The sequence below is a fragment of the Brachybacterium sp. NBEC-018 genome (genome assembly GCF_024860185.1).
GTDB lineage: Bacteria > Actinomycetota > Actinomycetes > Actinomycetales > Dermabacteraceae > Brachybacterium > Brachybacterium rhamnosum.
This window is the reverse complement of sequence record NZ_CP100650.1, coordinates 433715-455532: the sequence shown is the minus strand read 5'-3', so window position 1 is coordinate 455532 and position 21818 is coordinate 433715. Positions and strand designations below refer to the sequence as shown.

General features: G+C 74.4%; 18 protein-coding genes. 10 read left to right on the top strand and 8 right to left on the bottom strand.

The genetic code is table 11. From position 1 onward, the window contains the following. Window positions 1-182: 182 nt before the first annotated feature. Both NLU66_RS02095 and NLU66_RS02090 read left to right on the top strand, forming a co-directional pair. Entirely contained in the window at window positions 183-1619 is a 1437-nt protein-coding gene (locus tag NLU66_RS02095; RefSeq protein WP_259361302.1) for a hypothetical protein, read from the top strand. 227 nt (window positions 1620-1846) lie between these two features. Next, window positions 1847-3367: a sugar porter family MFS transporter gene (locus NLU66_RS02090; RefSeq protein WP_259361301.1), complete on the top strand. Its 1521-nt coding sequence runs from the start codon at window positions 1847-1849 to the stop codon at window positions 3365-3367. Here the strand turns inward: NLU66_RS02090 and NLU66_RS02085 are convergent. Next, entirely contained in the window at window positions 3354-4391 is a 1038-nt protein-coding gene (locus NLU66_RS02085) for a Gfo/Idh/MocA family protein (RefSeq protein ID WP_259361300.1), read from the bottom strand. The genes NLU66_RS02090 and NLU66_RS02085 overlap by 14 nt on opposite strands. Window positions 4392-4531: 140 nt before the next feature. On the opposite strand from NLU66_RS02085, the gene NLU66_RS02080 reads away from it, so the two are divergent. The 5 genes from NLU66_RS02080 to NLU66_RS02060 all read left to right on the top strand — a co-directional run bounded on the left by NLU66_RS02080 (window position 4532) and on the right by NLU66_RS02060 (window position 9252). After that, on the top strand, window positions 4532-5788 hold the full coding sequence (locus NLU66_RS02080) for an MFS transporter (RefSeq protein WP_416232173.1): 1257 nt from the start codon (window positions 4532-4534) through the stop codon (window positions 5786-5788). Window positions 5789-5843: 55 nt separating this feature from the next. Then, on the top strand, window positions 5844-6314 hold the full coding sequence (locus NLU66_RS02075; RefSeq protein WP_259361298.1) for a DUF2871 domain-containing protein: 471 nt from the start codon (window positions 5844-5846) through the stop codon (window positions 6312-6314). A 24-nt stretch (window positions 6315-6338) separates the two neighbouring features. Further along, the gene (locus NLU66_RS02070) at window positions 6339-7046 is read left to right on the top strand and encodes an NUDIX hydrolase (RefSeq protein ID WP_259361297.1); all 708 of its coding nucleotides are present in this window, start codon (window positions 6339-6341) and stop codon (window positions 7044-7046) included. After that, window positions 7043-8215, top strand: coding sequence for a M20 family metallopeptidase (locus tag NLU66_RS02065; RefSeq protein ID WP_259361296.1), 1173 nt, complete (start codon window positions 7043-7045; stop codon window positions 8213-8215). Before NLU66_RS02070 ends, NLU66_RS02065 begins: the two co-directional genes overlap by 4 nt. 107 nt (window positions 8216-8322) lie before the next feature. Further along, complete coding sequence (locus NLU66_RS02060) at window positions 8323-9252, top strand: VOC family protein (RefSeq protein ID WP_259361295.1); 930 nt, start codon at window positions 8323-8325, stop codon at window positions 9250-9252. 16 nt (window positions 9253-9268) lie between these two features. On the opposite strand, the gene NLU66_RS02055 is transcribed toward NLU66_RS02060, so the two are convergent. The 5 genes from NLU66_RS02055 to NLU66_RS02035 form a co-directional block, all read right to left on the bottom strand. Next, a complete protein-coding gene (locus tag NLU66_RS02055; RefSeq protein ID WP_259361294.1) occupies window positions 9269-9976 on the bottom strand; it encodes a DsbA family oxidoreductase in 708 nt (235 codons plus the stop codon). Between the two features lie 87 nt (window positions 9977-10063). Next, window positions 10064-13156 (bottom strand): YhgE/Pip domain-containing protein, encoded by a 3093-nt coding sequence (locus NLU66_RS02050; protein WP_259361293.1) that lies wholly within the window; start codon window positions 13154-13156, stop codon window positions 10064-10066. A gap of 86 nt (window positions 13157-13242) precedes the next feature. Further along, window positions 13243-14154: a tRNA glutamyl-Q(34) synthetase GluQRS gene (gene gluQRS / locus NLU66_RS02045; protein WP_259361292.1), complete on the bottom strand. Its 912-nt coding sequence runs from the start codon at window positions 14152-14154 to the stop codon at window positions 13243-13245. Window positions 14155-14168: 14 nt separating this feature from the next. Continuing rightward, window positions 14169-14735, bottom strand: a complete 567-nt coding sequence (locus tag NLU66_RS02040; RefSeq protein ID WP_259361291.1) for a GNAT family N-acetyltransferase — start codon at window positions 14733-14735, stop codon at window positions 14169-14171. Between the two features lie 17 nt (window positions 14736-14752). Then, window positions 14753-15520 (bottom strand): hypothetical protein, encoded by a 768-nt coding sequence (locus tag NLU66_RS02035; RefSeq protein ID WP_259361290.1) that lies wholly within the window; start codon window positions 15518-15520, stop codon window positions 14753-14755. A 203-nt stretch (window positions 15521-15723) separates the two neighbouring features. Between NLU66_RS02035 and NLU66_RS02030 the strand changes: the two genes are divergently transcribed. Next, window positions 15724-16260, top strand: coding sequence for a peptidylprolyl isomerase (locus NLU66_RS02030; protein WP_259361289.1), 537 nt, complete (start codon window positions 15724-15726; stop codon window positions 16258-16260). Window positions 16261-16326: 66 nt separating this feature from the next. On the opposite strand, the gene NLU66_RS02025 is transcribed toward NLU66_RS02030, so the two are convergent. Then, window positions 16327-17094 carry a VIT1/CCC1 transporter family protein gene (locus NLU66_RS02025; protein ID WP_259361288.1) on the bottom strand — a complete coding sequence of 256 codons (768 nt, stop codon included), beginning with the start codon at window positions 17092-17094 and terminating at the stop codon, window positions 16327-16329. A gap of 97 nt (window positions 17095-17191) precedes the next feature. Beyond that, entirely contained in the window at window positions 17192-19210 is a 2019-nt protein-coding gene (locus NLU66_RS02020) for an MMPL family transporter (protein ID WP_259361287.1), read from the bottom strand. Between the two features lie 135 nt (window positions 19211-19345). On the opposite strand from NLU66_RS02020, the gene NLU66_RS02015 reads away from it, so the two are divergent. Together NLU66_RS02015 and NLU66_RS02010 are read left to right on the top strand one after the other, a co-directional pair. Continuing rightward, window positions 19346-20527, top strand: a complete 1182-nt coding sequence (locus NLU66_RS02015; protein WP_259361286.1) for a winged helix DNA-binding domain-containing protein — start codon at window positions 19346-19348, stop codon at window positions 20525-20527. 40 nt (window positions 20528-20567) lie between these two features. Beyond that, window positions 20568-21488 (top strand): rhomboid family intramembrane serine protease, encoded by a 921-nt coding sequence (locus tag NLU66_RS02010; protein ID WP_259361285.1) that lies wholly within the window; start codon window positions 20568-20570, stop codon window positions 21486-21488. The last annotated feature ends 330 nt before the right edge of the window (window positions 21489-21818 follow it).

Here is a 21818-nt window from a genome sequence, read left to right as displayed (position 1 = left end):
CCGATTCCGTTCCAGATCCGAGCCCGGTCTGGAACGGAATCGGACCATCTAGGGATGGGCGCGGGGGGCGGCTTGCGGATGGGGCGCGGTGGGAGGCGGGCGGCTGGGGCGGTCCGTGCTGGAGTGCGGATCGCCCGCGCGCAGGCCTTGGCAAGCGCATTCCGCTGGGGGAGGATGGACCCATGAGCACCGAGCAGCGCGTCACCGCCGACGCCGCCCCCAGCACCGCGCCAGCCCCCGCCCCTGACATCCGCGTCGTCGACGACAACGGTTCGTGGTGCTGGTTCCAGGACGAGCGCTCCCTCGCCGATCCCGCGACCGGCACCGTCGTCATCGGCGCCGTCGCCTCCGCCGGCGGGACGGACGGCGACGCGCGGGGCGGGGACGTCGAGCTGATCGTCGCCCGCGAGGACGGCACCTCCTCACGCATCGTGCTCCACGCGGGCCTCGAGTCCGACGACCACGACGACCCGGCCCTGTGGCGCCGGGCCGACGGCCGCTGGCTCGCGGTCTACTCCCGCCACAAGACCGACGAGCTCACCCGCTGGCGCATCAGCGGGACCGCGGACCCGGCCGGGGAGTGGGGTCCCGAGCAGGTGTACTCGTGGACCCCGCTGTTCGGCGCGACCGAGCCCGCGCCGCCGCACACCCCCGGCCGCGGCGTCACCTACCAGAACGTGCACCCCCTCGACGGCCGCCTGTACTGCTTCGTGCGCGCCGTGAACGACGACCCCTGCTACCTCGTCTCCGACGACGACGGCAGCACCTGGGAGTTCGGCGGGCGCCTGCTCACGCGGCCCAAGATCGGCTACGTCAACGGCTACGCCCGCTACGCGTCCGGCACCCACCACGGCACCGACGACCGCATCGACCTGATCATCACCGAGCACCACCCGCGCGACTACGCGACCTCGATCTGGCACGGCTACCTCGCGGGCGGCTCCCTGCACCGGGCGGACGGCACGGTCGTCTCCGCCCTGGGCCGCGGCATCGAGGACGTGACCCCGCGCGCGGAGGACCTCACGCCCCTGTTCACGAGCGGCAGCACCTGGGGCGGGTCCGTCATGACCCATGCGTGGACCACGGACCTGCGGCGCGGGGCCGACGGCCGCCTCGTCGCCCTGTTCACCGCCCGGGCGGACGACGCCCTCGGCACGGACACCGCCCGCCACGCCTGGGACGCCCCCGCCCACGAGGTCCCCGCGATCGACCACCGGCTCTTCCGCGCCGAGCTCGCGCCCGGGGCGAGCACGTGGGAGGTGCACGAGATCGCCGTCGCCGGGCCGCAGCTCATGCCGCACGAGGAGGACTACACGGGACTCGGCGCGATCGACCCCGATGACCTCGACGCGCTCTGGGCCTCGCTCGAGACGGACCCGCGGGACGGCCGGGCGCTCGGCGTGCACGAGATCTTCCACGGTCGCACGGCCGACGGGGGCGCCACGATCACGTGGAACCCCGTCACCGCGGAGTCCGCGGGGGACAACCTGCGCCCCGTCGCGATCCCCGGGGACCCGGGCCGCGCGACCGTCACCTGGTTCCGCGGCACGATGCGCCGCTCCCAGGACCTCGACACCGAGGTGGTCCTGCTCAGCGGACCGCGCACGCCGCTCGGCTGAGGCGGGAGGGGAGGTGTCGACGTGATCCGGAGCACGTCGGCACCTTTTTTCTGCGCCCTCTCGCGGGAAGAAAACCGCGGCCCTAACGTGGCCCCTGTCCACGACGGGGTCGCCGACGGCGCCCGCCCCCGCGCGGCGCCGACGCACATCCCGTTCGCGCGCAGCCTCGTCGCCGAGGAGCTCAGGGCACCCCTGAGCCCCCTGCCGATCAGGAAGGGCACGATCCCATGACCCGCTCGCCCCGCGCACCCCTCGCCTCCCCTTCGCGTGAGGGGGCGCCCGCCGTCCCCCGCGCCGCACGGCGCCGTGCGCTCGGGGTCGCGCTCGCCGCGTCGATCTCCGGCCTCATGTTCGGCTGGGACGCGATGGCCCTCAACGTGGTCAAGAACGCCCTGGTCTTCCACACCGGCGCGAGCGCCGGGATGCTCGGCTTCGCGATCGCCTTCGGCGTCCTCAGCGCCGTGCTCGGGGCGTTCCTCGCGGGGCGCCTGTCGGACCGGGTGGGCCGGCGCGCGATCATGGTGATCGCCGCGCTGCTGTTCATCGTCTCCTCGGTGGGCACCGCCTTCGTCGGCGGGTCGATCCTGGCGTTCCTGTTCTGGCGGCTCTTCTCCGGGATGGCGATGGGGGCCGCGATGACGATCGCCCCCGCCTACGTCGCCGAGACGTCTCCCGCGTCGATGCGGGGCATGCTCGTCTCCCTGCGCCAGTTCATGCTGATCGTGGGGCTCTTCGTCTGCGGCCTGCTGGGGGACGCGATGCTCGCGGCCGCTCCGGCGCCGGAGGGGGACGCGCCGCTGTCGACCTCCGTCCTCTCCTTCCTGGGGCTCGATCTCGAGGTGTGGCAGTGGGCGTTCCTCTCGGTCGCCCTCGGCGGCCTGATCTACCTCGTCGCCTCGGTCACGACGCCGGAGTCCCCGCGCTTCCTCATCGCGCGCGGTCGCCTCGAGGAGGCCCGTGCGGTCCTCGTGCGGACCGTGGGGGAGGACGGCGTGGACGAGCGCGTCGAGGAGATCGCCCGCTCGCTCGGCGATCAGGGCGGCGGCGGCTTCCGCTCCCTGCTCACCCCCGCCGGGACGAACCTCCAGCGCATCGTCTGGATCGGGATCGGGCTCGCCGCCCTGCAGCAGCTGGTCGGGATCAACGCGGCCTTCTACTACGCGACGACGATCTTCTCGACCCTCGGGTTCGGCGAGGAGGACGCCCTGCAGCAGACGCTCGTGCTCACGGCCGTGAAGATCCTGGCCATCGTCGTCGGCATGCTGCTGGTGGACCGGGTCGGGCGCCGGCCGCTGCTGCTGTGGGGCTCGGTGTCGATGTTCGCCGCGCTCGTGGTCACCGCGATCGTCATGCTCACCGCCCCGCAGGTCGCCCAGGACGGCGGCGGCCTCGCCCCGGACCTCGCCTCGAGCCCCGTCCGCGGGGTGCTGGCGCTCGTGGCGCTGTGCCTGTATGTGTTCGCCTATGCGGGGACCTGGGGGCCGATCATGTGGGTGCTCATCGGCGAGATGTTCCCCAACCGCCTGCGGGGCGCCGCGACCTCGGTGGCGGGAGGGGTCGAGTGGGCGTCGAACTTCGCCGTCACCCTCACCTTCCCCGTGCTCGCCGCGTGGTCGATCGGCGCGACCTACATCCTCTACGCGGTCGTCGCGCTCGTCTCGGTCGGCTTCGTCCTCGTCGCCGTCCCCGAGACCAAGAACGTCGAGCTCGAGCAGATGGACGAGCTGGTCGGGATCAGAACCCGCTGATCGCGTAGGCGTCCTTGAGGATGCGCAGGCTCGCGATGCCCTCCTCGGGGCCGATCCAGAACGGCTCGGCCCCGTCGAGGGTCGCGTAGAAGTCCGCGATGAGCTCCTCGTGGGAGACGCCCCAGTAGGAGCGGCCGCCCGCGGTCGCGACCCGGTCGGAGAAGGTGTCGACGCGGCCGTCGGCCCAGCGCACCGTGAGGCCGCCGCCCGCGCCGGAGCGCAGCTCGAGGTAGGCGTTCTCCGTCGCCACCTCCAGCTCGACGGGCCGGGCGACGGGCGCGGTGAGCGTCGCGAAGAAGGTCGTCGTGGCGCCGCCCTCGTGGTGCAGGAGCAGCTCGGCGGTGTCCTCGACCTCGGTCACGCCCGCGAACTTCCGCTGCGAGACGAGGCCCTCGGTGCGCTCGACGGGACCCAGCAGCCACTGCACGAGGTCGAGGGTGTGGATCGCCTGGTTGATGAGGAGGCCGCCGCCGGAGGTCTCCCGGCGGCCGCGCCACGGCTTCGCGGCGTAGTACTCGGCGGTGCGGGTCCACACGACGGAGGCGTAGGCGCCCTGCACGGCGCCCAGCTCGCCGCTCGTGAGCAGCCGTCGCAGCTCCTGGCTGGCCCGGTTGTAGCGGTTCTGGAAGCAGATCGCGACGTGCGGGGCGCCGGCGCCGCCGTCGGCCCGTGCGGGGGCGGCGGCGAGGCCCGCGACGAGCCGCTCGGCCTCGGCGAGGGTGTGGGCGACGGGCTTCTCCTGGAGCACGTGGACGCCGCGGGCGATCGCCGCGAGGCTCGGGCCCACGTGCTCGTGGTGCGGGGTGGTCACGTGGATCGCGTCGAGCCGCTCGGCGTCGAGCATCGCCTCGACGGAGTCGTGGACGGGCACGCCGAGGGCGGTCGCGGCGCGCTCCCGGGCGGCGGGGTCGGCGTCGGCGACGGCGACGAGCTCGAGGCCGTCGATCGCGGCGATCGCGTCCACGTGGACGACGGAGACGTCGCCGTATCCGACGAGGCCGATGCGGCGGGCGCGCTGGGTCATCTGTGCTGCCTCCTGCCGCGACGGCGCGGCGCGTGGACGGGGGAGTGGGTGGGACATCCTCGCGGGTCCCGGCCCGCGGTGGAAGCGGTTGCCGTGCGGTGCCGGGACGAGGTCTCCGACGAGCCTACGCCGATAGGATCATGCCGGTGACCTCGACTCCCGCCCCGTCCCGGGCCAGCGCCCGCATCACCCTCACCCTCGCGACCCTGGCCATGATCGGGCCCTTCACGATCGACACCGTGTTCCCGGCCTTCGGGCGGATCGGGACGGAGTTCGGCGCGAGCGAGGTGGGGCTCCAGCAGCTGGTCTCCGCCTACCTCGCGGCCTTCGCGGTCATGTCGATCCTGCACGGACCGCTCTCCGACGCCCTGGGTCGCAAGCCGGTGATGATCGGCGGGCTCGTCATCTACCTCATCGGCATGTTCGGCTCGATCCTCGCCCCGGGCCTCGGCGGTCTCGTCGCGCTGCGGGTGCTGCAGGGCATGAGCGCGGGCGCCGCGACGATCGTCTCCCGCGTCGTCATCCGCGACATGTTCGCGGGTCCCGAGGCGCAGCGGCTCATGGCCCGCGTCATGATGATCTTCTCCGTCGCCCCGGCGCTCGCGCCGATCCTCGGCGGCTGGCTGCTGCTGCTCGGCGACTGGCGGTGGGTGTTCGCGGGGGTGGGCCTGTACGGCGTGGTCACGCTCGTGCTGACGGCGCTGCTGCCGGAGACCCTGCCGCGGGACCAGCGCACCCCGCTGCGCCTGCGCTCCCTGCTGGGGTCGCTCGTGCACGTGGGCCGCAGCCCGGTCATGCTGCGGATCGCCTCGGCCTCCGCCCTCGGCTTCGCCGCGCAGTTCCTGTTCATCGCGGGTGCCTCGATCATCGTGGACCGCCTGCTGGGCCTCGGCGAGCAGGACTTCTGGGTGCTCTTCGTGCCGCTGATCATCGGCATGATGAGCGGCTCGTGGGTGGTGGGCCGGGCGGCGGCGGTCGTGCCCCGGCCCCGGCTGATCACGATCGGGTACGTCGCCGCGATCCTCGCGGCGCTCGTGAACCTGCTGCTGGTCGCGGTGTCCCCGGCGCCCGACGGGACGATCTCCCCGGCCCTGATCCCGCTCGTCGCGGGCCCGATGCTGCTCGCCTTCGCCGTCTCGCTCGTCTTCGCGCCGATCCAGCTCGAGGTGCTCGACCTGTTCCCCCACGAGCGCGGGGCGGCCGCCTCGCTCGGCACCTTCTTCTCCCTCGTGCTGAACGCGCTGCTCGCGGGGGTGATCATGCCGATCGTGAGCACGAGCCTGCTCGCGGTGGGCACGGCGTCGCTGCTCTTCGCCGCGGGCGGCACGGCCCTGTGGATCTGGCACCTCGCGGCGACCCGCGGCGGCGCCTCCGCGGTCGCCCCCGCGGGCGCCTGAGCGATCCATCGAAGGGTTGATCCGCCGGGCCGGGCGCACGAGCAGGATCGAGGGCATGACGCGATCCCTGCACACCGCCCTGACCTACCTCGTCCTCGGCCTCGCCTCGGGGCTCTTCTACCGCGAGTTCACGAAGCACACCGACGCCCTGCTCAGCCACACCCCGCTGAACGCCCTGCACACGCACCTGCTGACCCTCGGCATGATCGTGTTCCTGGTGGTCCTCGCGCTCGACGCGGTCCTGGGCCTCTCCGGCCGCCGCTCCTTCACCGTGTTCTGGTGGACCTACAACGTCGGCCTCGTGGTGACGGTCGCGATGCAGGCCGTGCGCGGGCTGCTCACGCTCGGCGGCCACGACCCGGCGACGACGAGCGCCGCGATCCCCGGGATCGCGGGCCTCGGGCACCTGCTGCTGACCGTCGGCCTCGTCTCCCTGTTCGTCGCCCTGCGCGCCGCCGTGCGCGAGCGCGGGGCCCTCGCCGGGGCGGGCGCGTCCCACCAGGTGCCGGCGATTCCTGCGCGCTGACCCCGGCGCCATAGGGTGGCGCCCATGGACACCTCCGCAGCGCCGGGCAGCGGGGTCGGCGTCGCCGTCGACCTCGTCATCCTCACCCTGCACGAGGGGCGGCTCAGCGTCGCGCTCGTGCAGCGCGGGGAGGAGCCCTTCGCGGGCACGTGGGCGCTGCCCGGCGGGCCCGTGGGGGAGCGCGAGGACCTCGACCAGTCCGCCTACCGGGTGCTCGAGAACGAGGCGATGATCGGCGAGGAGTCGGTGCACGTCGAGCAGCTGCGCACCTTCGGCGCCCCGGGCCGCGACCCGCGCGGGCGCGTGGTCTCCGTGGCCTTCATGGCGCTCGGCGCGGATCTCCCCGCCCCGCGCCGCGGGGCCGACGTCGCCGACGCCCGCTGGTGGGCCGTCGAGGAGCTCGCGGGCGTGGAGCTCGGCTTCGACCACCGCGAGGTGCTCGACTGCGCGCTCGAGCGGGCCCGCGCGAAGCTCGAGTACTCGACGCTCGCCGTGACCTTCCTGCCCGCGGAGTTCACCGTCACCCAGCTGCGCGGCGTCTACGAGGCCGTGTGGGGGAGCGGCCTCGACGCCGGGAATTTCCACCGCAAGGCGACCCGCACGCCGGGCTTCGTCGAGGAGCTCGACCGCTTCGCCGCGCCGACGGGCGGCCGGCCCGCGCGCCTGTACCGCGCGGGGAGGGGCACCACGCTGCAGCCGCCGCTGCTGCGCTCGGGGGAGGAGAGCGCATGAGCCTGCCGCTGCTCGAGGGGGACCGCCGCGAGCGGGTCCACGCGCTCGCCCGGGAGCTGCACGCGGATCCCGAGCTCGCCTTCGAGGAGCACCGCTCCGCCCAGCGGGTCGCCGCCCTGCTCGAAGCGGAGGGCTTCGCGGTCGAGCGGGGCGTGGGGGAGCTGCCCACCGCGCTGCGCGCGAGCCGGGGCTCCGGCTCCCTCGTCGCCGCGCTGTGCGTGGAGTACGACGCCCTGCCCGGGATCGGCCACGGCTGCGGCCACCACCTCATCGCGGGCGCCTCCGTGGGGGCGGCCCTGCTGCTCGCGGACGCGCTCGCCGCGGATCCGTCCCTGGACCTCACGGTGCAGGTGATCGGCACCCCGGCGGAGGAGCACGGCGGCGGCAAGCAGCTGCTCATCGAGCGCGGCGTCTTCGCGGGCGTGCATCTCGCCCTCATGACCCATCCGACGCCGCACACCGACACCTACGACCCGGTGGGCTCGACGAGCCAGGCCGTGGGCCGCTGGCGCGCGACCTACACGGGCCGCGGCGCGCACGCCGCCGCGAACCCCTCCGAGGGCGTCAACGCGAACGATGCGGCTGTGATCGCCCAGGTCGCGGCCGGTCTGCTGCGCCAGAGGGTGAAGGACGGCCGGCGCCTGGCTCTCGTGCCGCAGCAGTCCGGGGTCACGAACATCATCCCTGCGACCGCGGTCGTGGACCTCGAGTGCCGGGCGCCGGACCTCGAGGAGTTCCACGCCCTGCACGAGTCCCTGCTGGACTGCCTGCGGGCGGGTGCCCTCGCGACCGGCTGCGCGCTCGAGGTGGAGGCGCTCGAGCCGCTCTACGAGCCGCTGCGGCAGGACGACCTGCTGGGCGGGCTGTGGAACGAGGCGATGGTCGAGCGCGGCCGCCCGCTCGCGGGGTCCACGGGCGTCATGGCCGCCTCGACGGACATGGGCAACGTGTCCCAGCACGTGCCCTCCCTGCATCCCTTCGTGGGCATCACGGGCGTGGACGCGGCGCTGCACACGGCGGGCTTCGCGGCGCAGTCCGCGGGGGCGGAGGGCTACCGGCTGCTCGACGACGCGGCCGCCGCGATGGCGCACGTGGTGCGCCGGGTCGCGGCCGACGGCGACCTGCGGTCGCAGGTGCTCGCGCGGGCGCAGGAGCTCGCGGCCCGCTGAGGGCAGGGCTGTCCGGTGCGGCACACCATCGGGCTTTTGGTTGAACTGTCAACCAAAGCGGGGCATGCTGAGGTCATCGACGCACCGCCCCGGAAGGACCGATCCCCATGACATCCACCCCTGCCACGCCCGTCGATGAGCGGCACCTCTCCGCCGATCTCGCGATGGACGCCGTCACCCTCCGCGTGGGCGACCTCGAGCTCATGAGCTCCTACTACGCGGACGCCCTCGCCCTCGCCCCGATCGAGGAGACCGCCCGCACCGGCGGCGAGATCCACCGTGTGCTCGGACGCGGCGACGTGCCCTTCGTGCGGCTCGTCTCCACCCCCGGCCTGCCCGTGCCCGGCCGCGGCGAGGCCGGTCTGTTCCACACGGCCTTCCTCTTCGAGGACGAGGCCTCCCTCGCGGGCACCCTCCTGCGCGCCGCCCAGGACCCCCGCTCGCGCTTCGCGGGCAGCGGCGACCACCTCGTCTCCGAGGCCTTCTACTTCGCGGACCCCGAGGGCAACGGCATCGAGCTGTACCGCGACCGGCCCCGCGAGGAGTGGACCTGGACGGACGGCCAGGTCGCGATGGACACCCTCTACCTCGACCCGAACGCCTACCTCGAGCAGCACCTCACCGAGGCGACCGTCGGGGAGCCCGGCGCGCTGCCCGGGATCGTGGGCCACGTGCACCTGCAGGTGGGGGACGTGCAGGCCGCGCGGGCCTTCTACATCGACGCGCTCGGCTTCGAGGTCACCGTCGGCTCGCACCCCGGCGCGCTCTTCGCCGCCGCGGGCGGCTACCACCACCACGTCGCCATGAACTCGTGGAACAGCCGCGGCGCCGGCCCGCGCGCCACGAGCCTGGGACTGGCCGACGTCGCCATCACCGTGCCCGGCCGCGAGGACCTCGACGCGCTCGTCGCCCGGGCACGTGCCGCCGCCCTGCCGCTCGCCGACGACGGCCGCGCGGTGCGCCTCACCGACCCCTGGGGCACCCCCGTCACGGTGAGCCTTCCCGGCACGAGCGCCGAGCAGGTCCTCGCCCGCTGAGACCGGTCGCAGAGGGTCAGCCCTCGGTCGAGGCACGCTCCTCGGCCTCCGCCGCGATCTGGCGCAGCGCCTGCCGGAAGGTCTCGGTGGGCAGCGCGCCGGGCGCGGTGTAGCGGTCGTCGAAGAGGAAGAAGGGCACGCCCCGCGCGCCCATCGCGACGGCCTCGCGCACGTCCTCCTCGACCGCGTCGTCATGCGTGGTGCCCGCCCAGGCGGCGCGCGCGTCGGCCTCCTGAAGACCCGCGGCGACCGCACGGGCGACGACGACCTCCTCGTCGAAGGGGTTCACCGTGTCGGTGAAGTGACCGCGCTGGAGCTCGAGGAAGAACTCCGTGGCGACCTCCGCGCCGCGCGCCTCCTGCACGGCCTGCAGGACCCGGTGCACGCCGCGCGTGTTGCCCATGGGGCGCGGGGAGACGTACTCGCGGCCCACCTCGCGGGAGATGTCGCCGATCTGCGCCTCCATCTCCTGCACCTTCTGGACGGGGATGCCCTTGCGCCGGGCGAGGCCCGTGACGTTGTCCTCCGTGGAGCCGGTGGGCGCGGTGGGGTCGAGCTCGAAGGAGTGGGCGCGCAGCGTGACGCGTCCCGTGAGCCCCTCCGCCTCGATCGCCTCGAGCAGGCGCGCCTCGCCCACGTAGCACCAGGGGCACACGACATCGGTCCAGACGTCGATGCCGAACAGCGGCGTGGGGGTGGTGGGGGTGGGGGCTGCTGCGGTCATCGGTCCGTCCGTTCCGTGGGGTGCGGGCGGGGCCCGCGGTCCCCGGGCACAACGCCCGAGGCCCCGCGGATCATCCCGAGGAGGCGGTCAGGCGGCCGCGGGCTCCGCGTCGGCGGTCTCCGGCTCCTCCGGGTCCCCCGCGCCGTCGGCGTCGACCTCGCGGCGCAGCTTCCGCGCGCCCAGGAACCCGAGCACGAGCGCGAGCACGAGCCAGCCGCACAGCCAGGCGATGTCCCCGGCCGGGTCCACCCAGCCGCCGCCGATCGTGCCGCGGAACGCGTCCACCGCGTGGGTCATCGGCAGGAACGGATGGATCGTCTGGAAGAACTGCGGCAGCGTGCCGACGGGGTAGGTGCCTCCGGCCCCCGCCACCTGGAGGGCGATGAGCACGAGCGCCACGAACTTGCCGATCGGCCCGAACAGGGCGCCGAACCCGTGGTTCAGGCCGACGAAGACGATGCTCGTCAGTGCCGCCATGAGGCTGAACTGCACGAGGTGCACCGCGGTGATGTCGATCGCGAGGTGGAGCACCGCGACCGTGATCGCCGTCTGCACGAGCGCGAGGGCGAAGGAGGGCACGAGGCCGCCCACGAGCAGCTTCAGGGCGCCCGCGCCGCGGGCCGCGGCCTCACGGGAGAACGGCGGCATCATGAGGAAGATCGACATGCCGCCCACCCAGAGGCCGATGCCCAGGAACAGCGGGGCGAGACCCTCGCCGAAGCGGTCCAGGCCGTGGTCGCGCACGAACTCCATCTGCACCGGGTCCGAGGCGGCGTCGGTGAGGTCCGAGCGCTCCGTGTCGGTGTACGAGGGGACCTCGTCCTGGGCGTCGACGAGGCCGTCGTGCAGCTCGCCGGAGCCGTCCTGCAGCTGCTGGGCGCCGTCCTCGAGCTTCTCGGAGCCGTCCACGAGCTGGCCCGTGCCGTCCTCGAGCCGGCCGGCGCCGGAGTCGACCTGGTGCGCGGCCGCAGCGAGCTTCTCCGCGCCGGTCTGCCCCTGGGAGAGTCCGTTCGCGAGGGTGCGGGCGCCCGAGTCCGCGGAGTTCAGGCCGCTCACGAGCTGCGCGCTGCCGCTCTCGAGCTTCCCCGTGCCGGCGGCGAGCTGGTCCGCGCCGTCGCCCGCGGTGGAGACGCCGTCGGTGTACTGGCCGATCCCGGAGGAGAGGGTCGCGGCGCCGTCGGCCGCGGTGCGGGTGGACTCGGCGAGGAGGTCCGCGCCGTCGGAGACCTGCTGGGCGCCGTCGTTGAGGCGGTCCACGTCGTCCGCGCCCTGGGAGAGCGTGTCGTAGGCGTCGGGCAGCGCCGCGGCGGCGTCCTTGGCCTGCTGGGCGAGCCGGGAGGCGAGGTCCGCGGTGGAGGTGTCCTCGTCCGAGCCGGTCGCGGCCTCGGCGGCGTCGCGGGCGTCCTGGCGGGCGCTCGTGATGGTGTCCTCGAGGGAGGAGGCGTCCTCGGCGAGGGAGCCGGTCGCGTCGGCGACCTTCGAGGTGCCGTCGGCGACGGTCGAGGTCGTCGTGGCGAGGTCGTCGAGCGTGGTGCCCACCCGGTCCGCGGCCTCGGCCACGGAGTCCGCGGTGTCGGAGACGTCGGTGCCGGCGGAGGCGGCGTCGCCGGCGGCGGTGTCCGCGGCCTCCGCGTCCTCGAGGGCGGTGGAGGAGGCATCGCGGGTGTCGCCGGAGGTGCCCGCGACCTCGGAGAGCTGGGAGCAGAAGGCCTCGTCGGCCCCGGAGTCCTCGCACCGGGCGGCGAGGTCGTCGACGCTGCCGGTGTAGGTCTGCACGGCGTCGTCGGAGGTCGCGGCGCTGTCCTTCGCCGTCGAGGCCGCGTCGGCGGCGCTCGCGGCGGCGTCGGTGAGGGTGCCGATCTCGTCCTGGATGCTCGAGGCGCCGTCGCGGATCGTCGTCGCGTCCTCGGAGCCGTCCGCGGTGTCCTGCGCGAGGGCCTGGGCGGCGTCGTCGGCGGAGGTCGCCGTGTCGTCGAGGGCGGTCGCGGCGTCGGAGAGGGTCGTGGAGTCCGTGGCGGGGGCGTCGAGCGCGGTGCCGGCGTCCTCGACGGCCTGCTGGAGCGCGGTGATGCCGTCCTGCAGGTCCTGGCTCGCCTGGTCGACGGAGTCCTCGGTGATGCCGAGGTCCTTCGCCCTGTCGCGCGCGTCGGTGATCGTCCGGTCGAGCTGCTCGGTGCCGTCGGCCACCTGGGAGGCGCCGTCGGCGAGGGAGCTCGCGCCGTCCGCGATCTGGGAGGTGCCGCTCGCGAGGGAGTCGGCGCCGTCCTGGAGCGTGGTGCTCTTCGAGTCGAGGGTGTCGAGCCCGGCGGAGAGCTGCTGGGCGCCCGCGTCGAGGGTCGCGGTGCCGTCGTGCAGGGTCACGGCGCCCGCGGTGAGCTGGTCGAGGCCCACGACGAGGTCGTAGGAGCCGTCGGCGAGCTGCGCGGTGCCGTCGGCGAGGGTGTCGGCGCCGTCGGCCAGCTGGCCGGTGCCGTCGTGCAGCTCGGTGGCGCCGTCGTCGAGCTCGGTGGCACCGTCGGTGAGGTCGCCCGCGCCGTCGGTCAGCTGGGTCGCGCCGTCCTCGAGGTCGCCGGAGCCGTCGACGGCGTTCCCCAGGCCGTCGTGGATCGAGGTGAAGCCGATGTAGACGTTGTCGAGGTACTCGTCGAGCACGCTCGTGCGCAGCGTGTCGGTGAGGGCTGCGCCCACGGACTTCGAGAAGTTGCCGCCCACGTAGTTGATCGTGTCGTTCGTGGTGACGGTGAGCAGCGCGGGGGCGGCGTCCTCCGCGTCGCCGCCCAGCGAGGCCACGTTCGCCGAGAAGTCCTCCGGGATCACGACGGTCGCGCCGTAGGTGCCGTCCTCGAGCCCGCGCTTCGCCTCCGCCTCGCTCACCTCGACGAAGCGGAAGGAGGTGTTCTTGTCGATGTCGAGCACCTCCTCGGTGAAGTCCTCGCCGACGTGCAGCTGGGTCGTCGTGCCGTCCGTGGAGGTCGAGGTCGCGCCCTCGTCGAGGTCGACGACGGCCGCGGTGATCCCGTCCATCCGGCCCGAGGGGTCGGAGAAGGACCAGGTGAGGTTCCCGGCATAGATGAGCGGCACCAGGGCTAGCCCGGTGACGAAGAGAGCCGCGATGGGCTTCTTCCACTCGGAGGGGAAGAGGTCGACGAATGCGCGCAGCGCGGAGGGGATTCGGTGCACGCGGCCACGATACATTCATGTATCGAGATCGGGAAGCGCCCGGGTCGCACTGTGGCGGGCCGAACTCCGGGGTGCGTCGTCCGAGGTCAGGCGGGCAGGTCCACGACCCACGGCTCCGACGGCAGGCTCCGCAGGTCCCAGCGCTCGAGCACGTCGCGCGCGCTCCGGCAGCCGGGCAGGCCCAGCGACTCCCCGATCCGCTCGACGACCTGCTCCGCGCTCTCGCCGCGCGCGAGGCGGTCCCGGAGGGTCACCGCGCCGTCCCGCTTGGCCAGGCGCTCCCCGCCGGCGCTCACGGCGAGCGGCACGTGCGCGTACTCGGGAACGGGCAGCCCCAGCAGCTGGGCGAGGTGCGCCTGCCGCGGCGCGGAGGAGAGGAGGTCGTCGGCGCGGACGACCTGGTCCACCCCCTGCGCGGCGTCATCGACGACCACCGCGAGGTTGTAGGCGACCACCCCGTCGCCGCGACGCAGCACGAGGTCGTCGACGGCCCCGCTGACCTCCCCGGCGAAGCGGTCCTGCACGCTCCAGGCGCCCACCTCCGCGCGCAGCCGCAGGGCCGGCTCGCGGCGCAGCGCGCGCATGCGCTCCCGTCCCGCCTCCCGCTCGCGCCCGGTGAGGTCCCGGCAGGTCCCGGGGTAGGCGCCGGGCGGGGCGTGCGGGGCGCTCGGCGCCTCGAGGATCTCGCGGCGGGTGCAGTAGCACTCGTAGACGAGACCCCGCGCGGTGAGCTCCGTGATCGCCGCGGCGTGGGCGTCGCCGCGCTCCGACTGCCGCACGATCTCGCCGTCATGGTCCAGGCCCACGGCGGCGAGGTCCTCGAGCTGGCGGGCCTCCGCGCCCTCGCGCACGCGGTCGAGGTCCTCGACGCGCAGGCGGAAGGCGCGGCCCGTCCCGCGGGCGAAGGCCCAGGCGAGGATCGCGGTGCGCAGGTTCCCCAGGTGCAGGTCGCCGCTCGGGGAGGGGGCGTAGCGCCCGGCCGGAGGGAGTGCCGTCATGGCCCCAGTCTCCGTCAGCCGCGGGCCGCGGGGCGATCGAGGACGAGCAGCACGTCCCCCGCCCGGCCGCCCGGCACCGCGCGCCCGGGCGGGCCGGGGCGGAAGCCGAGCCGGCGGGCGAGGGCGAGGGAGGGGGTGTTGCGGGCGGCGGTCACCGCGACCACCTCGGGGTCCCCGGGGCGCAGGGCGCCGAGCACGGCGCGCAGGGCCTCGGTCGCGAGACCCTGCCCCTGCGCCGCGGGGTGCAGCCGCCAGTAGGCGCTCAGCAGCGGGCCGGCGGGGGAGTCGAGCGGGGCGAGGCCCACGATGCCCAGCAGGTCCCCGCCGCCCGCCGGGAGCACGCGGCGGTACCCGGCGGCGCCGCCGGCCTCGGCGTGCGCCACCCACTGCCGCAGCACCCAGGCCATCTGGCCCTTCGCGGTGAGCGGGGCCGTGGAGTCGTGGAGGAAGGCGGCGGGATCGGAGTGCAGGCGCCAGAGCTCCTCGAGGTCCTGCTCGGTGACGAGCGGGAGCCGCAGGCGCGGGGTGCGCAGAACGGCGCGGCCCTCACCGTCCGGGGACGGGGGTGCCGCGCCGTTCATGGCTGCGATCGGGACGCTCAGGCGTCGCCGCGGTGGTTGCCGCGCTTCTCCTCGGCCTCGGTGGAGTCCGCGGACTCGACCTTGACCTCCTTGGGCGTGGTGTCCGCGCCGTGGGAGTCGCCCTTGAGCGAGGAGGCGACGTCACCGGCGTCGGCCGCGCCGACGGTGTCGGAGACGGTCGAGGAGTCGGAGTCGTCCCCGGCGGAGGCGGGGTAGTGCGCGCGGGCGAAGTCCGCCGGCGGGGCCCAGGGGTCCTCGACGGGGCGGGTCTTCTTCCAGGCGATGTAGCCCGCGGCGGCGCCGGCGGCGGCCAGGCCCAGCACGAGCAGCACCTTGCCCGCGCGGTTCTTCTTCACGGGGGCCGGGGCGGTGAGGGCGGCGGCCTTGATGTCGTCCTGGCCGGTGGTGAGCTCCTTGCGGGCCGCGTCCACGGCGGCCTTGAGCACGGTGCCGGTGGTCTCGGCGGTCCGGCGCGCACGGGGGAGGTAGTCCTCCTGCACGTCCTGGACGATCTTGTCCGCACGGGGCCCGAGGTTCTGGGAGAGCTTGTCGCCCTGGGCGCGGAGGCGCTCCTCGACGGCGGGGGCGTACTGCCCGTAGAGCTCGGTCGCGCGGGCGCGCGCCTCGCGGGCCGCCTCGGAGGCGACGGGGCCGGCCTGCGCGGCCAGCTTCTGCAGCTCCTGGACGGCCTGCTCCGCCTTCTGGCCGGTGCCGGACACGGCATCGGCGGCCTTCTGGGCGTGCTTCTCGGCCTTCTTGGCCTCACGCTTGGTGGTCAGCGCCATGGTCGTTCCCCTTTCGGTGTATCCGCCGGGTCGGGCCGACGGTGGTCCCTGGGCCGCGATCCGCCGGGGGATCCGAGGATCTCCCGGGGTGGCGCGGCCCGTGTGCCACAACTCTAACGCGCGGGGGTGACGGGGCTCCCAGGGGATTCCGACCCGTTGGTCGACCCCGCCCCCGGTGCCGTCCGTGTGCGAGGATTGCGCGCATGTTCGCAACTCTGCACACCAACCACGGGGACGTCCGCCTCGAGCTGTTCCCGGACCACGCGCCGAAGACCGTCGAGAACTTCGTGGGCCTCGCCGAGGGCACCAAGGAGTTCACGGACGCCGAGTCCGGCAAGAAGGTGACGCGCCCCTTCTACGACGGCGTCGTCTTCCACCGCATCATCTCCGGCTTCATGATCCAGGGCGGCGACCCCCTGGGCACCGGCACCGGCGGCCCGGGCTACACCTTCGACGACGAGATCTCCGAGAAGAACTTCAACGAGCCCTACGTGCTCGCCATGGCGAACGCCGGCAAGCGCCGCAACGCGATCACCGGCCAGCCCGCGGGCACCAACGGCTCGCAGTTCTTCATCACCGTCGGCCCCACCCCGCACCTGCAGGGCAAGCACACCGTCTTCGGCGTCGTCGCCGACGACGAGTCGAAGAAGGTCGTCGACGAGATCGGCGCCGTGCGCACCGACATGCGCGACCGGCCCCTCGAGGACGTCGTCATCGAGAAGGTCACCGTCGAGAGGTGAGATACTGAGACTGCAGCGGCCCGTCCCTGGGGAAGGGGGCGGGCCGCTGTTCTTTTGTGCTGCAGGTCAGCCGATCGCGACGCCGAGGGCCGCGCCCAGGCCGTAGGTGACGAGCAGGGCGAGCACGCCGCCGATGATCGTGCGGACGGTCGCGCGGCGGGCGTCGGCCTCGCCCAGGCGGGCGCTGACCACGCCGAGGGCGGCGAGCGCGAGCACGACCGCGGCGAGCGTCGCGGGCAGGCGCAGCGCGGGCGGGGTCAGCAGGATCGCCGCGAGCGGCACCACCCCGCCGAGGGTGAAGGAGACGAGCGAGGCGAGCGCCGCGCCGAGGGGCGAGGCGACCGCGTCGTCCTCGACGCCGTGGCGGAAGCGCGTGTGCGCCTCGAGCGCGTCGTGGCGCTCCATCGAGCGGGCCACGGGTTCGACGAAGTCCGACGGGATGCCGGTGTCCTCGAGCGCGGAGACGAGGGCACGGTGCTCGACCTCGGGCTGCGCGGCGAGGTCGCGGCGGGTGCGGGCGATGAGGGCGCGCTCGGTGTCCCGCTGGGTCGAGACCGAGACGTACTCGCCCATCGCCATGGACAGGGCGCCCGCGACGAGCGAGGCGAGACCCGCGACGAGCAGCCAGCGGGTGTCCGTGGTGGCGCCCGCGACGCCCACGGCGAGGCCGGCGACGGAGACGATGCCGTCGTTCGCGCCGAGCACCCCGGCGCGCAGCCGGTTCAGACGACCGGCGCGCCGGGAGCGCTCGTCGGCCTGCGCGGTGGAGGCGGGGGAGGAGGCGCCGGCGGGACGCGCGGCGCCGAGGGGGAGGATGCTGTTGACGAGGCTCATGTGGACAGGGTAGTTATCTGGACTCGGTCCAGACAAGCAAGGTAAGCCTGCCCTGGCCTGCGATGATCCCTCCGGCGGTGCGGAATGCACTCGGCGCTCAGGGCCGCGAGGGCCACCACATCCGATCGCCGACGAGGGCGAACAGGGCCGGCACCAGCACGGTCCTCACGAGCAGGGTGTCCAGCAGCACCCCGAGCCCCACGATCAGCCCCAGCTGACCGAGCACCACGAGCGGCAGCACGCCGAGCGCGGCGAACACCGCGGCGAGCACCACACCCGCGCTCGTGATGACCACGCCCGTCGCGCCGACCGCCCGCACCATGCCCTCCGCCGTGCCGTGCCCGGCGGCCTCGTGCCGGGCGCGGTGGACGAGGAACATCGTGTAGTCCACGCCGAGCGCCACGAGGAACAGGAAGGCGAGCAGCGGGACCGTGACGTCGAGCGCCTCCACGCCGAGCAGCGCGCGCCACACCCCCAGCCCGAGGCCGATCGAGGCCACCGCGCCGAGGAGGTTCACGAGCATGAGCAGCACGGGCGCGACCAGGGCCCGGACCAGCAGCGCGAGGACCATGAGCACCACCAGCAGGATCGCCGGGGCGACCACGGCGAGGTCCCGGAAGGACGCCTCGCGCACGTCGAGCGCCTCGGCGCTCCGCCCGCCCACGAGGGCGTCCGGCGCGACCCCGTGCACCGCGGCGCGCAGCTCCCGCACCTCGGTGAGCGCCGCGGCGGAGCCCGGCGAGGCCGTGCCGACGACGCTGAGCACCGTGCTGTCCTCGGGCGTCGTCCCGGCGGGGGAGACGCTCACGACGCCCGTGGAGCCCTCGGCCGCCGTCGTCACCGCGTCGAGCTCCGCGACGGGCACGACGACCGTGTGCGGGGACCCCTGGCCGTTGCCGTAGTGCGCGGCGAGGGTGTCGAAGCCGGCCTGCGCCTCGGTCGCGGTCGCGAACTGCTCGTCCTGCGCGAGGCCCACCCGCATGCCGATCAGGCCCGTGGCGAGCACGCCGAGCACGAGCAGGCTGCCGAGCACGCTGAGCAGGGGGCGGCGCACCACGCCGCAGGCCACACGGGCGAAGAGCCCGTGCGGGGCGGGGTCGGGGGCCTCGTCGGAGGGGCGGGGGACGAGCGGCCAGAACACCCGGCGGCCGGCCACGGCGAGCAGCGCCGTGAGCGGGAACAGCACCGCGATCAGGGAGATGACCAGGCCGCAGGCGGCGGCGATGCCGATGCCGCGAGCGGCGGGCATGACGGCGAGCAGCAGGCTCAGCAGGGCGATGACGACCGTCGCGTTCGAGGCGAGGATCGCGGGCACGGTGCCGCGCCAGGCGGCCGCGAGGGCCTCCCGGTGGTCCTCGTGCCGGTGCAGCTCCTCGCGGTAGCGGGAGATGAGCAGCAGCGCGTAGTTCGCGCCCGCGCCGAACACGAGCACGCTCACCACGCCCGCGTCGAAGGCGAGGGAGGCGCGCTCACCGAGCACGTCGAGCAGGCCCATGGTGACGCGCTCCGCGAGACCCACCACCGCGAGCGGCAGGATCCACAGCACGGGGGAGCGGTAGGTGAGCAGGAGCAGCACGGCGACCACCGCGATGGTCACGGCCAGCAGCGTGAGGTCCGCCCCGGCGAAGGCGCCGCGCACATCGGCCGCGACGGCCGGGCCGCCCGTGATCTCGACGCGCAGGGACTCCGGGACCGTGGAGCCGGCGAGGGCGCGCAGCGCCTCCACCCGATCATCGGCGGTGTCCGTCGACGCGTCCGAGGGGATCGAGGCGACGAGGAGATCCGCCTTCCCGTCCTCCGACGGCATCGGGCCGAGGGCCTCGGCGCCGGTCTGCTCGGCGAGGGCGGCCCGGAGGGTCTCGACGTCCGCGGCGTCCTCGGCGGTGAGCTCGCCGCCGTCGGCCCGCGAGAGGACCACGAGCAGCTGGTCGCGGCCGTCGGCATCCGCCTCGGCGACGAGCGCCGCCGCGCGGGAGGACTCGAAGGAGTCGGGGACGGCGTCCATGCCCGCGACCGGGCCGGTGCCCTTGAGCAGACCGATCGCCGCGAGGGCGAGCAGCAGGAACAGGCCGACCACCACGGGGGCGGAGCGGCGGCCGGTGAGCAGACGGGACACGAGGGGACCTCCGGGGCGAGCGAGCGGTGAAGCGACCCCTCGAGGCTAGGAACGTGCAGGTCGGAGCGGATCAATCCTTCGATGGATCCGCCCTGTGACGGGGCGCGCGCGAGCCGCCGCGGGTAGCCTCCGGGCATGACCCCGCGCCACCTCGTCGGAGCCCGCCTGCTCGCCCAGGGGCTCCTCGCCCCCGACGGCGCCCCGCCCACCCCCGTCGAGGTCGCGCGCTCCTTCGCCGCCCACCAGGGGCAGGACCTCCCCGGCGCCGTCTCCTCCCTCGCCCTGCGCAGCCGCGAGCCGCGCGCCCGGACCGGGACGGCCGCCGTGCGGCAGGTGCTCGATGCCTTCGACAGCGGCGAGATCGTGCGCGGCTACCCGATGCGCGGCACCGTCTTCGTGGTCGCCGCGGACTCCCTCGCCTGGATCACGGAGCTGTGTGCCGCGGGGCCCCTGCGCGCCCAGGTCGCGCGGCGCCCCGCGCTCGGGCTCGACCAGGAGCAGGTGGACCGCGCCCGGGCGGTGCTCGAGGAGGTCGCGGGGCCGCGCTCCGACCCCGGGACGGGCCGCGGCGTGCCCCGCACGGAGCTCCTCGCGGTATGGGAGGCGGCGGGGCTGGAGCCGGCCAAGGGCCGCGGCTACCACCTGCTCTCCCACCTCGTCGCGCTCGGCGTCGCCGCCTACGGGCCCTGGCGGGACGGGGACACCGCCGTCGTCCTCGCGCGCAGCTGGCTGCCCGCGGGCAGCGACCTCGAGGGCGCCTTCGGCGGGGACCGGGTCGCCGCGGTCGCCGAGCTCGCCCGCCGGTACGTCACGAGCCGCGGCCCCGTGACCGAGCGGGACCTCGCGTGGTGGAGCAAGCTCACCCTCGGCGAGATCCGCGCGGCCTGGCCCGAGGCCACGCGCGAGCTCGAGAGCGGCTACGCGGACTGCGACGGCCGCCTCCACGCCCGCGCCGAGGACGCGCGCGGCGGGGACGGGGAGCGGCGCTGGTTCCGCCCCGGCCTCGTCGAGGAGTACGCCGAGCGGGAGAAGGAGGCGATGGCCGAGCTGCTGCTGCCCGGCTTCGACGAGCTCGTGCTGGGCTACCAGGACCGCGGTGTCCTCGGGGACGAGGCGCGCGTGGAGGCGCTCGTGCCCGGCGGCAACGGGGTGTTCCGTCGGCCGGCGATCCGGCGCGGTGAGATCGTGGGGACCTGGAGGCGGGCGGGCAGCGGCGCCCGGCGGCGGCTCGAGATCGAGGAGCTCACGCCGCTCAGCGCCCCGCAGCGCGCGCGCTTCACGCGGCTCCACGAGCGCTTCCCCGCCGTCGGCGGCTGAGGCCCACTCCGCGTCCAGGCCGCTCGTGGAGAATGACCCCATGGAGCGACCGACCTACGGCTACAGCGCCGACGATGCCTCGCAGCCGCAGGACCAGCCCGTCTGCCCCCGTCACCCCGACCGGGTGAGCTACGTGCGGTGCAAGCGGTGCGACCGTCCCGCCTGCCCCGACTGCCAGCGGCCCACCTCCGTGGGCGTGCTGTGCGTGGACTGCGCCCGCGACGTGGAGCGCCAGCAGGCGCAGACCCGCCCGCGCAACGCCCTCGGCGGCCGGATGGGCCCGCAGACCCCGATCGTCACCTACACGATCATGACGCTGTGCGTGCTCGCCTACGCCGGCCAGGCGCTCTCCGGCGGGCTCGTCGAGCAGTGGGCCATGTTCGCCCCGTTCCGCGCGATCGCCATGCCGTGGACCTTCCTCACCTCCGGCTTCCTCCACGGCGGGATCCTGCACCTCGCCCTGAACATGTGGGCGCTCTACGTGTGCGGTCAGTACCTCGAGCGCACCATGGGCCGCGCCCGCTTCACCGCGGTCTACCTCGTCTCGATCCTCGCGGGCCACACGGCCGTGCTCATGCTGACGGACCCGCTCTCGCAGTCCTGGTACAGCGGCACCGTGGGGGCGAGCGGCGGCGTGTTCGGCCTGTTCGCGGCCATGTTCGTGGTGAACCGCAAGCTCGGCGGGCAGGTCGCGCAGATCCTCGTGCTGATCGGTCTGAACCTCGCCGTCACTTTCCTCAACCCCGGGATCTCGTGGCAGGGGCACCTGGGCGGCCTCGTCATGGGCGGTGCGCTCACCGCGGCGATGTTCGCCCTGCGGCCCAAGCTCAGCCCCGTCGCGGACCGCGCCTCGATCGCGCGGCGCTCCGCCTTCGTGCACGCCGCCGTGATCGGTGCGGGCGTGCTCGTGTGCGTGCTGCTCGTCATCGTGCGCGTCGCGATGGTCAGCGCGATCGCCTGAGCGCAGGCCCTCTCCCGGCCACCTGGGGAATCACAACGGTGTGACTATCCCCAGAGTGTGGACACGATTGTGGACAACTGCGCGAGGTCGGGGGATGACCGGCTGAGAGTGTGGACGAACGGGCCTCCGTTGTGGATGGACGGTGGGGACGAACGGCCCCTCGGGTCGCCCTCACCGCCTCCGATCCGTTCCTCCACAGCGTCACCGATGTGATCCCGCCTGCCTCGGCGCCCCTCGGACCATCAAGCCGCACTTCAGGGTTTGTGCCTGGAATGAGCCCGTGACCTGCCAGGACCGTGTTCTGCGCCCTGTCAAGCCGCTCCCCGTCGG

What these genes read in the sequence shown, in the direction of transcription:
- NLU66_RS02085 (WP_259361300.1), bottom strand. Translation starts at nt 4,391, where the DNA reads ATGACCCAGCGCGCCCGCCGCATCGGCCTCGTCGGATACGGCGACGTC.
- NLU66_RS02070 (WP_259361297.1), top strand. Translation starts at nt 6,339, where the DNA reads ATGGACACCTCCGCAGCGCCGGGCAGCGGGGTCGGCGTCGCCGTCGAC.
- gluQRS (WP_259361292.1), bottom strand. Translation starts at nt 14,154, where the DNA reads ATGACGGCACTCCCTCCGGCCGGGCGCTACGCCCCCTCCCCGAGCGGC.
- NLU66_RS02015 (WP_259361286.1), top strand. Translation starts at nt 19,346, where the DNA reads ATGACCCCGCGCCACCTCGTCGGAGCCCGCCTGCTCGCCCAGGGGCTC.
- NLU66_RS02025 (WP_259361288.1), bottom strand. Translation starts at nt 17,094, where the DNA reads ATGAGCCTCGTCAACAGCATCCTCCCCCTCGGCGCCGCGCGTCCCGCC.
- NLU66_RS02010 (WP_259361285.1), top strand. Translation starts at nt 20,568, where the DNA reads ATGGAGCGACCGACCTACGGCTACAGCGCCGACGATGCCTCGCAGCCG.
- NLU66_RS02030 (WP_259361289.1), top strand. Translation starts at nt 15,724, where the DNA reads ATGTTCGCAACTCTGCACACCAACCACGGGGACGTCCGCCTCGAGCTG.
- NLU66_RS02080 (WP_416232173.1), top strand. Translation starts at nt 4,532, where the DNA reads ATGCCGGTGACCTCGACTCCCGCCCCGTCCCGGGCCAGCGCCCGCATC.
- NLU66_RS02040 (WP_259361291.1), bottom strand. Translation starts at nt 14,735, where the DNA reads ATGAACGGCGCGGCACCCCCGTCCCCGGACGGTGAGGGCCGCGCCGTT.
- NLU66_RS02095 (WP_259361302.1), top strand. Translation starts at nt 183, where the DNA reads ATGAGCACCGAGCAGCGCGTCACCGCCGACGCCGCCCCCAGCACCGCG.
- NLU66_RS02060 (WP_259361295.1), top strand. Translation starts at nt 8,323, where the DNA reads ATGACATCCACCCCTGCCACGCCCGTCGATGAGCGGCACCTCTCCGCC.
- NLU66_RS02035 (WP_259361290.1), bottom strand. Translation starts at nt 15,520, where the DNA reads ATGGCGCTGACCACCAAGCGTGAGGCCAAGAAGGCCGAGAAGCACGCC.
- NLU66_RS02090 (WP_259361301.1), top strand. Translation starts at nt 1,847, where the DNA reads ATGACCCGCTCGCCCCGCGCACCCCTCGCCTCCCCTTCGCGTGAGGGG.
- NLU66_RS02055 (WP_259361294.1), bottom strand. Translation starts at nt 9,976, where the DNA reads ATGACCGCAGCAGCCCCCACCCCCACCACCCCCACGCCGCTGTTCGGC.
- NLU66_RS02065 (WP_259361296.1), top strand. Translation starts at nt 7,043, where the DNA reads ATGAGCCTGCCGCTGCTCGAGGGGGACCGCCGCGAGCGGGTCCACGCG.
- NLU66_RS02075 (WP_259361298.1), top strand. Translation starts at nt 5,844, where the DNA reads ATGACGCGATCCCTGCACACCGCCCTGACCTACCTCGTCCTCGGCCTC.